Origin of the sequence: Gemmobacter nanjingensis (assembly GCF_014652195.1) — a bacterium.
In the GTDB taxonomy this organism is placed as follows: Bacteria; Pseudomonadota; Alphaproteobacteria; order Rhodobacterales; family Rhodobacteraceae; genus Gemmobacter; species Gemmobacter caeni.
This window is the reverse complement of record NZ_BMYI01000043.1, coordinates 1-8,200: the sequence shown is the minus strand read 5'-3', so window position 1 is coordinate 8,200 and position 8,200 is coordinate 1. Positions and strand designations below refer to the sequence as shown.

General features: G+C 64.0%; 9 protein-coding genes and 1 pseudogene. 4 read left to right on the top strand and 6 right to left on the bottom strand.

Annotated elements, in window-relative coordinates; all coding sequences use genetic code 11:
• The first annotated feature begins 74 nt into the window (after positions 1–74).
• The gene (locus IE126_RS24950) at positions 75–851 is read left to right on the top strand and encodes an IS3 family transposase (protein WP_229825913.1); all 777 of its coding nucleotides are present in this window, start codon (positions 75–77) and stop codon (positions 849–851) included.
• Here the strand turns inward: IE126_RS24950 and IE126_RS24945 are convergent.
• The 5 genes from IE126_RS24945 to IE126_RS24925 all read right to left on the bottom strand — a co-directional run bounded on the left by IE126_RS24945 (position 840) and on the right by IE126_RS24925 (position 4,832).
• The gene (locus IE126_RS24945) at positions 840–1,295 is read right to left on the bottom strand and encodes a DUF6878 family protein (RefSeq protein ID WP_189383030.1); all 456 of its coding nucleotides are present in this window, start codon (positions 1,293–1,295) and stop codon (positions 840–842) included. The two genes, IE126_RS24950 and IE126_RS24945, sit on opposite strands and share 12 nt — an antisense overlap.
• A 101-nt stretch (positions 1,296–1,396) precedes the next feature.
• Positions 1,397–1,915, bottom strand: a complete 519-nt coding sequence (locus IE126_RS24940) for a DNA repair protein RadC (protein WP_189383028.1) — start codon at positions 1,913–1,915, stop codon at positions 1,397–1,399.
• A gap of 108 nt (positions 1,916–2,023) precedes the next feature.
• Positions 2,024–2,464: a JAB domain-containing protein gene (locus IE126_RS24935; RefSeq protein WP_189383027.1), complete on the bottom strand. Its 441-nt coding sequence runs from the start codon at positions 2,462–2,464 to the stop codon at positions 2,024–2,026.
• Between the two features lie 125 nt (positions 2,465–2,589).
• Positions 2,590–3,789, bottom strand: coding sequence for a DUF932 domain-containing protein (locus tag IE126_RS24930; protein WP_189383025.1), 1,200 nt, complete (start codon positions 3,787–3,789; stop codon positions 2,590–2,592).
• Between the two features lie 137 nt (positions 3,790–3,926).
• The gene (locus tag IE126_RS24925) at positions 3,927–4,832 is read right to left on the bottom strand and encodes a hypothetical protein (RefSeq protein ID WP_189383023.1); all 906 of its coding nucleotides are present in this window, start codon (positions 4,830–4,832) and stop codon (positions 3,927–3,929) included.
• A 39-nt stretch (positions 4,833–4,871) separates the two neighbouring features.
• Between IE126_RS24925 and IE126_RS24920 the strand changes: the two genes are divergently transcribed.
• Positions 4,872–5,468, top strand: a complete 597-nt coding sequence (locus IE126_RS24920) for a hypothetical protein (protein WP_189383022.1) — start codon at positions 4,872–4,874, stop codon at positions 5,466–5,468.
• Positions 5,469–5,523: 55 nt separating this feature from the next.
• On the opposite strand, the gene IE126_RS24915 is transcribed toward IE126_RS24920, so the two are convergent.
• A complete protein-coding gene (locus IE126_RS24915; protein ID WP_161763811.1) occupies positions 5,524–5,928 on the bottom strand; it encodes a single-stranded DNA-binding protein in 405 nt (134 codons plus the stop codon).
• Positions 5,929–6,353: 425 nt separating this feature from the next.
• Here IE126_RS24915 and IE126_RS24910 point away from each other — a divergent pair, with 425 nt between their 5' ends.
• Both IE126_RS24910 and IE126_RS24905 read left to right on the top strand, forming a co-directional pair.
• Entirely contained in the window at positions 6,354–6,674 is a 321-nt protein-coding gene (locus IE126_RS24910) for an H-NS histone family protein (protein WP_189383020.1), read from the top strand.
• Between the two features lie 81 nt (positions 6,675–6,755).
• A pseudogene (locus IE126_RS24905) lies at positions 6,756–8,099 on the top strand (IS1182 family transposase); the annotation flags it as partial.
• Between the last annotated feature and the right edge of the window lie 101 nt (positions 8,100–8,200).

Here is an 8,200-nt window from a genome sequence, read left to right as displayed (position 1 = left end):
GCGGCCCTCATGGAGCGGGAGGACGGCAATTGATCCGGACGCTCCATGAGGGCCTTCTGGCCGATGGGATCGCGGTGCCGCTGACCAAGCTTTGCGCCTGGTTCGGCGTGCCGCGGCGGACTGTCTATTATAAGCCGACCAAGGCAGCGCCAAAGGTCGATCCCCGCTTCGCCGATCCCATCAAGGCCATGATCGAGAAGGAGCCGTCCTTCGGCTATCGAACAGTGGCCTGGCTCTTGGGCTTCAACAAGAACACGGTGCAGCGCATCTTCCAGATCAAGGGCTGGCAGGTGCGAAAGCGTCCGATTGGCATGCGGCCCCGCATTGAGGCCGTTCCCTCTGTCGCAACGGCTCCGAACGAACGCTGGTCCACCGACCTTTGCCGTGTCTGGGCGGGGCGCGACGGCTGGACCACTCTGGCCCTCGTCATCGACTGTCACACCCGTGAGCTTCTGGGCTGGCATCTGTCACGATCCGGCAAGGCAACGACCGCTGCCAGCGCCCTCGAGCATGCCCTCATCAGCCGGTTCGGCACCTTGGGAAAGGTCACGCGTGAATTCCTTCTGAGGTCCGACAACGGCCTGGTCTTCACAAGCCGCCGCTACACCGCGCTGGTCCGCAGCTATGGGCTGAAGCAGGAGTTCATAACGCCACACTGCCCGCAGCAGAACGGAATGGTCGAGCGCGTGATCCGGACACTGAAAGAACAGTGCATCCATCGCCAGCGCTTCGACAGCATCCAACACGCGAACCGCGCCATCGGTGACTGGATCAGCTTCTACAACACCCGACGCCCGCATCAGGCGCTGGACATGAAAACCCCCGCCGAGGCATTCGCTTTAGCGGCTTAACCTGTGCAGATTCCGCTGGGTCGATACATCGAAGCAGAACTCGCCCCAGGCGCCGTCGTTGTTCTCCCAGCCGCCATGGGTGTCAGACAGGAAGTCGTAGGCCAGCTGCTCGACGACATCCTCCAGCGAGAGCTGCCGCATTTCGACTTCGGGGTCGTCCCAGGTCAGCGCCGCGTATGCGATCTCGGTCGCGGGGAAATCGACAGCGGTTTCACCGGACCATGCGCCGATGCTTTCGATCTGGCCGCTGTCCCCGGCACCGTCGAAGCTCACGGTGACATGGGTGATGCCGGCGGCCAGAAGGCCATCAAAGAGGCGATCCTTGTTGCCGGGGCGCAGCGCGTCGATCCGGGCCGCACGCGCTGCATGCGCCGCGAAGATCTGGGCCATGTCGACGGTCGATGGTGCCATTGGCGGCGTGAGGGTAGGTTCCGTCAGGGTCATTGGGTGTCTCCAATCAGGGGAAGGGATCGAAGCCGGGCCGGACGATCTCTCTCCCCCGGACAAGCTCCAATTCCCCCCTGCCCTCCTCTGTCTCTCGGGCCTCACGCAGCGACCTGCAGCGCCCGGGCGGCGAAGGCGCGCCAGAGCGGGTCGACGAGCCGCGCATCCAGAAGATCGGCGCGGTGGCGCAGCCGCCTCGCCAGATCGGGCTCACCCCAGTCGTTGGCGCGGCCTGCCTGCGCGCGCAGCTGGCTCGCCTCGGTCACGACGCCACGTGCCTCAGCCGCGCTCGTCACCGGGTGGCACCAAGCGACGGCATAGTCACTGGCGGCCCCGGCCAGCACAAGGCGCGCGTCACGGTCGAGGATGGCCAGAAGCTGGGGCGAAGCATCCGGGGCGATCCCCTCGGCATGGTCAATTGCGCCCAGCATGGCCTCGGCGAGCGTCGCGAAACGGGCGAGGACCAGCGGAGCGGTCCGGCCCGACAGCAGATCGGTCGGCGCACGGCGTGACAGGGTTAGCGCGAAGGGATGACTGGGGTCAGCGTCGCCAGTCGGAAAATGCGGCGGGACGCCCCGCGCGTAGGCGGTCGGTTGGATCGGCAACGTCAGGTCAAACATGGGAAGATCTCCGACGGCGGGGGAAGCCTTTCTCCCCGCTTCACCGTCAAAGACCAAACCGCCGCCCTCTTCCTCGAAGGGGCGACGGTGATGGATCTGGCCGCAGCGTCAGAGCTTGCCGAGAGCCCGCAGGCTCAGCTCCATCCCGGCACCGACGATGATGTGGTCATGCAGCGTCAGCCCGAGATACCTGCACCCCTTCTGGATCTCCTTGGTCATGCTGAGATCGGCATCGGACGGCGTCGCATCGCCGGACGGGTGGTTGTGGATCAGGATCAGGGCGCTGGCGTTCAGCATCAGCGCCCGCTTGATCACCTCGCGCGGATAGACCGGGACGTGGTCAACCGTGCCGGTCGAGAGAAGCTCATCGGAGATGATGCGGTTCTTGCGGTCGAGATAGAGGACGTGGAACCGCTCGATGGGGCCGCGAACGCTGAGCGCGCAATAGTCCATCAGCGCCTGCCAACTGCCGATGACCGGGTTTTGGCTGAGGTAGCGCCCGAGGATGTCGCGGGCCTCGAGGATGACGGTTTCTTCCTGGGGGGTCATGGGGGTCTCGCTGAAAATGGCACGTCGAAGCCCCCTGCCCTCTCGGGGCGGGGCCAGTGGCATGCATGTGGAAGGAGAAAGCGCGACCGCCGCGCGCGAGGGCGGTCGCGTTGTCGGGCCCGGCGTCAGCCGACCTGGTCGAGGAGCTTCTTGGCGCGCCCTTCCATGTCCAGACGGGCATCCTGCTGGGTCTTGTCTCGCGCAAGCCGCGTGATCCCCTGCACGAAGTCGAAGATGCTTTCGGGCGGGCGGCCCTCCTCCATCAGCACCTTCTCGATGATCTTGCCGGATTCGGCCTTCGAGAAACCGCGCTTGCGCAGGAAGTCATCCCGATCCTCATCCGTCCGCGCCACGATCTGCTGCCGCGCCGCCTTGATGCCGTTCACGAAGCCCTGCGGCGAGGAATTGGCAAAGCGCGTCAGCGCCGGGGCGGCCTCATGGGCGAAGCGGGAGGCCGCGTATTTCGAGTGGCGGATGGTGATCTCCTGGAAATCCTCGACGCCCCAGAGATTGCGGTTCTGGCACACGGCCCGCAGGTAGAAGCTCGCCATGCCGAGCGTCTTCGCGCCCACCTCGGAATTCCAGCAATAGAAGCCCCGGAAATAGAGATCGGGGGAGCCGTCCGGCAGGCGGCCCGCCTCGATCGGGTTGTGATCGTCGACCAGGAACAGAAAGACGTCGCGGTCCGAGGCATAGAGTGTGGTCGTGTCGCGGCTGATCTCGACATCGGGGTTATAGACCCCGGTCGACCAGTCCAGCACACCCGGCACCTTCCAGCGCGTGTCGCCCGTGCCATTGCCCGCGATGCGCTGCACCGCCTCGACCAGCTCATGGTCATGGATGCGGCCATAGTCGGGGCCGGTCACAGCGCGCAGTTCGGTGCGGCCGTCTTCCGTCTCGAAGGTTTTCACCTGCTCTGCGCGGTGATTGGTCAGGCCATACTGCAGGTTGATCCCCGCCAGCGGCGCGGGCAACTGCCGCAGGTAGGATGCCGGAGCGCCGACGATGCTGGCAAGCTGGCCGAAGGCCCAGTGCGTGGGTGCAACCGGCTCGTGCGCTTTCGGCAGCATCAGGTGCAACCGTTCGGGGTTGTCGCGCGCCGCCTCGACTCGGATGTCGACCGTCTGCACCACCCTGCTGCGGCTGCGCTCGGAGCGGCTCTTCACATTGGCCCAGAGATCGTCGAGCGACAGATACCGCTCGTCATCCGGCCGGTTGAACCATTCGGACGACACCCGCCCGTTCCGCTCGCCCCGGCTCACATCCACTTTCCAGCCACCAGCCCGCGTCGGTGCAACCGGATCCAGAACTTCCACAACGCCCATCGGCTATCTCCCGCGACGGGCGCCGGGAGCCACTCTCCCTGCCCTCAACCCGTCACCGGGAAACCGGCACTCCTCTCACTCTTGGGTTCACAATGGCGAATTAGAGCAAAGCGGCAGTGTCCGAGGCCTGCGGGTGGTCATCGGTTTTGGCTGTATTGGACGTCGCCCAAGACACGTACGACGAGCAGGCTGGCCTTGTGCGCGGCGTAGGCCTGCTGGCGCGTGGATGGCATCTTCGGGTCGTTATAGCGGACACCAGCGCCGCATTGGATGTCCGCAAGGAGGTGCTTGAGGTTCATGCCCGCGGCAGAGAAGGCGAGTGCGTCGTGCAACGCCGTCAGGTCGTGAACCCGTTTGACCGGGACGTCCCCAACCAGCGTGATCAGGCCCTTCATGAACTTCTCGGTCATCTGAAGAGATGCCCATCTCGCGTGTCCCCAGTTCGGTGACTGACTAGTCATGTTCGCAACGGCGGCAGCCCAGTCATCCTCGGCGGCAGCGAACATAGGGTCGGCCTTGCGGAAACGGTCGAATGCCTTGCGAACGTCGAGGCCCACCACGAAAAGCCCATAGACCTCGTTCAGGTCATCATCCGAGAAGTGCTGAAGGCGGGCCTCGGTGATGCCAGTAAGGGAGGCGCAAGCGTTGAGGTCCAGAACTTTCGTCCCGATCGTGTTGCCGGTCTCCTTCGGCAACTCGCGCTTCACCCCAATAACCGCCATCCCGTAGCTCAACGGAATTCGCATCTCCCAGATGTCCCCATCCGCGAGGACCGCGACCTTGGCCTCCTCTGAGAAATCGGTCTTGATCAGATCGCCGTAGACCTCTTCGTACCAGCGGTGGATGCGGTCGGTGTATACGCTGGTGGCGACCAGTTCTGCCGGTGCACCGGGCGGGAGCTTCGCAATGGGAAGACTGATGCGGAACCTTTTTCCGAACTCGATCACCGCCATGATGGGGCGCGAGTGTGGCGGTATTGCCTTCTCCTTGAGCGACTGGTCGATCTCGCGCAGAATGGGTGTGATGTCGTCAGGTATTTGCATGATGCGATGCTACCCACGGTGGTGGGACAGGGAAACAGGATGCTGCCATTCATCCGTCGAAAAGCCGAATCGAAACCGAACGGTGACTGGTGGACGGACGCCTTCACGCAGGAGGTGCGCGCGACCATTGAAGGGGTCTTCGCGCCACTAGGCGGAGGCACGGCGGAAAGCCTTGCGCGGTCGACCAACCCCAACAGCCTCGGCACGCTGGCGGAATACCTGAAGAAGGAGCACCTGCGCCATCTGGGGTACAAGCTGCTAGATCGGGCTGACACGCTGGTAAACGAGAACGTCCCGGTTCTTGACCTGCACTTCTACTTTGCGGTTAGAGGTGCGTTCTATTACCGGTGGCGGGATCACGATCCATTCGCTTTGGACGAGGCCGTGAAGAGTTTCCAGCGCCAGATCGGCCTCGGGGCTAATGTCGTCCGGTTCTTCCGCGAGGACAAGAACTGGGGCTTCATCCCGGCCCACGCGGGCTACCGGCAGCTTCGCATCATCGAAGAGAAGCGCGGCAACTGGACCTTGGCGAGGGCGCTCTGCAAGCAAGCGAACGCAGAGGGCTGGGCAGATGACTGGGACCACCACATCGGTAGGATCGACAAGAAGCTGGCGGCGATAAAGACGCTAGGCTGAAGTTTAACAGACCCGGCGGGTTTCCCCGCCGGGCCCCAGGGGGAGACCCCGATCCTCAGAACGGGATCTCGTCGTCGCGGTCGACCAGCTCGGGGCTTTCGTTCTCGGCCGACTTCGGGCGGCTCAGGAAGTCGACCTTCTCGGCGATGATCTCGCAGCCGTAGCGGTCGTTCCCCATGCTGTCGATCCACTTGGTGTAGTGGATGCGGCCGTGGACGAGGACCTTCATGCCCTTTTCGCAATGCTCCGCGACCGTCTTGCCCAGACCGTTGAAGCAGGTGATACGGTGCCATTCGGTGTCCATGACCCGGTAGCCATTCTCGTCGCGCAGCACGCGACCTTCCGAGAGGCGGGGGCGGGAGGTGGCGAGGCTGAAGTTGGTGATCTTGGTGCCGCCCTGGGTGGTGCGGACTTCGGGGGTCTGACCGATGTTGCCGGCGAGGATGACGATGTTCTGCATGGTAAGCTCCTGTTGCTCCTGTCTTCGGGACCGTCCCTTCGACAAGACCCGGAAAAAGCCCGTCGGGTGACGCGTGCACGGTGGACGGAACGGACGCCGGAAACCCCCAGAGGACCGGGGTGGAGCGGGCAGCCCCAAAGGGGCAACACGGCCCGGACTGAAGCGGGGTTGCGCGCGAGAGCCAGAACGGGATTAGAGGATTGTCAGTCGAAGGGATGGCCCAGAAGCCAGAGATGTGCGGGGAGCCCATGCCGGACCCTATCACCTTGCCCATCGGGACAGCCTGCCCCCCCAGTTCAGCACCTCACCGGCGACGAAAACGGAGATCACCAGCCTATGCCACCCCTGCCCCTGCCCTCTGGGAGTTGCGGCGCCCTGCCGCGACGGGCTATCGATACCGGGACATTCGGATACGGACCGCACAAATGGCTGATTACGATCTCGAGGCACTGTCGCTCAGCGAGCTGAAGAAAATGCAGAAGGACATCGCCAAGGCGATTTCCACCTATGAGGATCGGCAGAAGGCGGAAGCCCGCGCCAAGGTAGAAGCGCTCACCCGGGATCTGGGCTACTCCTTGGCCGAACTTGTCAGCACCGATACGAAATCCTCCCGTGCGCCTGCCGCGGCGAAATACCGGCACCCTGAGAACCCGGCGCTCACCTGGTCCGGCCGGGGGCGGAAACCGCAGTGGTTCGTGAAGGCTTTGGATGCGGGAAAGACCGCGAGCGACCTGGCCATCAGTTGAAGGCTTGACCTACGCTTTCGGCCGAGGCTGTGTGGAAACCCGTCTCTGTGGTAAACTTCCGCAGGTTAGGCGGAGGCGGGCATGGCGGGTTTCATCGAGGGCGTTGATCGTGGCCAGTCGGTGCTTTTCCCGGAACGTCTGGACGACTGGGTCGGTGAGGACAGTCTGGTTCGCGTCGTGGATTTCTTCGTCGAAGAGCTGGATCTGCCACGTCTCGGTTTCGCGCGTTCTGCCGCCGCGCGGACTGGACGGCCCGGCTATCACCCTGCGGTCCTGCTCAAGCTGTTCATCTACGGATACCTGAACCGCATCCCGTCGAGCCGCAGGTTGGAGCGCGAGGCCGGGCGCAATGTCGAGGTTATGTGGCTGACCGGCAAGCTGGTGCCGGATCACAAGACCATCGCGGACTTCCGTCGCGACAACGGCGCGGGCATCCGCAAGGTCTGCGCGCAGTTCGTCGAGCTCTGCCGCCGGATCGGCACGCTGAAGGGTGATTGCGTCGCCATCGACGGCAGCAAGTTCAGGGCCGTGAACAACCGCGACAGGAATTTCACCAAGGGCAAGATCGCCAGCCGCATCGCCCATCTCGAAGCCGATGTCGAACGCTACATCACCGAGATGGTCCGCATCGACCGGCAGGAGGACGGCGAGGCAAGGGCCGGAAAGGTCGAGCATCTGTCCCGCCGTTATGGCCGCATCCGGCAGGAGATCGCGCGGCTCAGGGAGATGGACAAGGCTTTGGCCGACGCGTCGGACGGCCAGATTTCCCTGACGGACCCCGACGCCCGCGCGATGGCGACCAGCGCGCGGAGCAGCGGGTTGGTCGGCTACAATGTGCAGAGTGCTGTCGATGCTGAGACGCATCTCATCGTCGCGCATGAGGTCACCAACCAGGGCTTCGACCGCGAACAGCTCAGCCAGATGGCCATCGCGGCCAAGGCTGCCCTTGGGCGGGACGAGTTGCATGCCATCGCCGACAAGGGCTACTTCAGCGGCCCCGAGATCCTGGCTTGCCATGAGGCAGGCATCATGACGACAGTGCCGCGGCCTGCGACCTCGGGCAATGCGGCCAAGGGCATGTATGTGAAGGCGGACTTCGTCTACGACGCCGAACGGGACGTCTACGTCTGCCCCGCAGGCGAAGACCTGACCTACCGCTAAACGACCGAGGAGCGCGGCATCCCGATCCGGCGATGTTGGATCAACGGATGCAAGACCTGCCCGCTCCTGACCAATTGCACGACGGGCAACGAGCGGCGGATTTCGCGCTGGGAGCGGGAAGATCTGGTCGACGACATGGAGAGCCGTCTGGGACGCGGCCCGGACTACATGACACTCCGCCGCTGCACCGTCGAACACCCGTTCGGCACGATCAAAGCGTGGATGGGCGGCACCCATTTCCTGACGCGCAGACTGAAGAATGTGTATCGACCCAGCGGAATCTGCACAGGTTAAGCCGCTAATGCGAATGCCTCAGCGGGGGTTTTCATGTCCAGCGCCTGATGGGGGCGGCGGGTGTTGTAGAA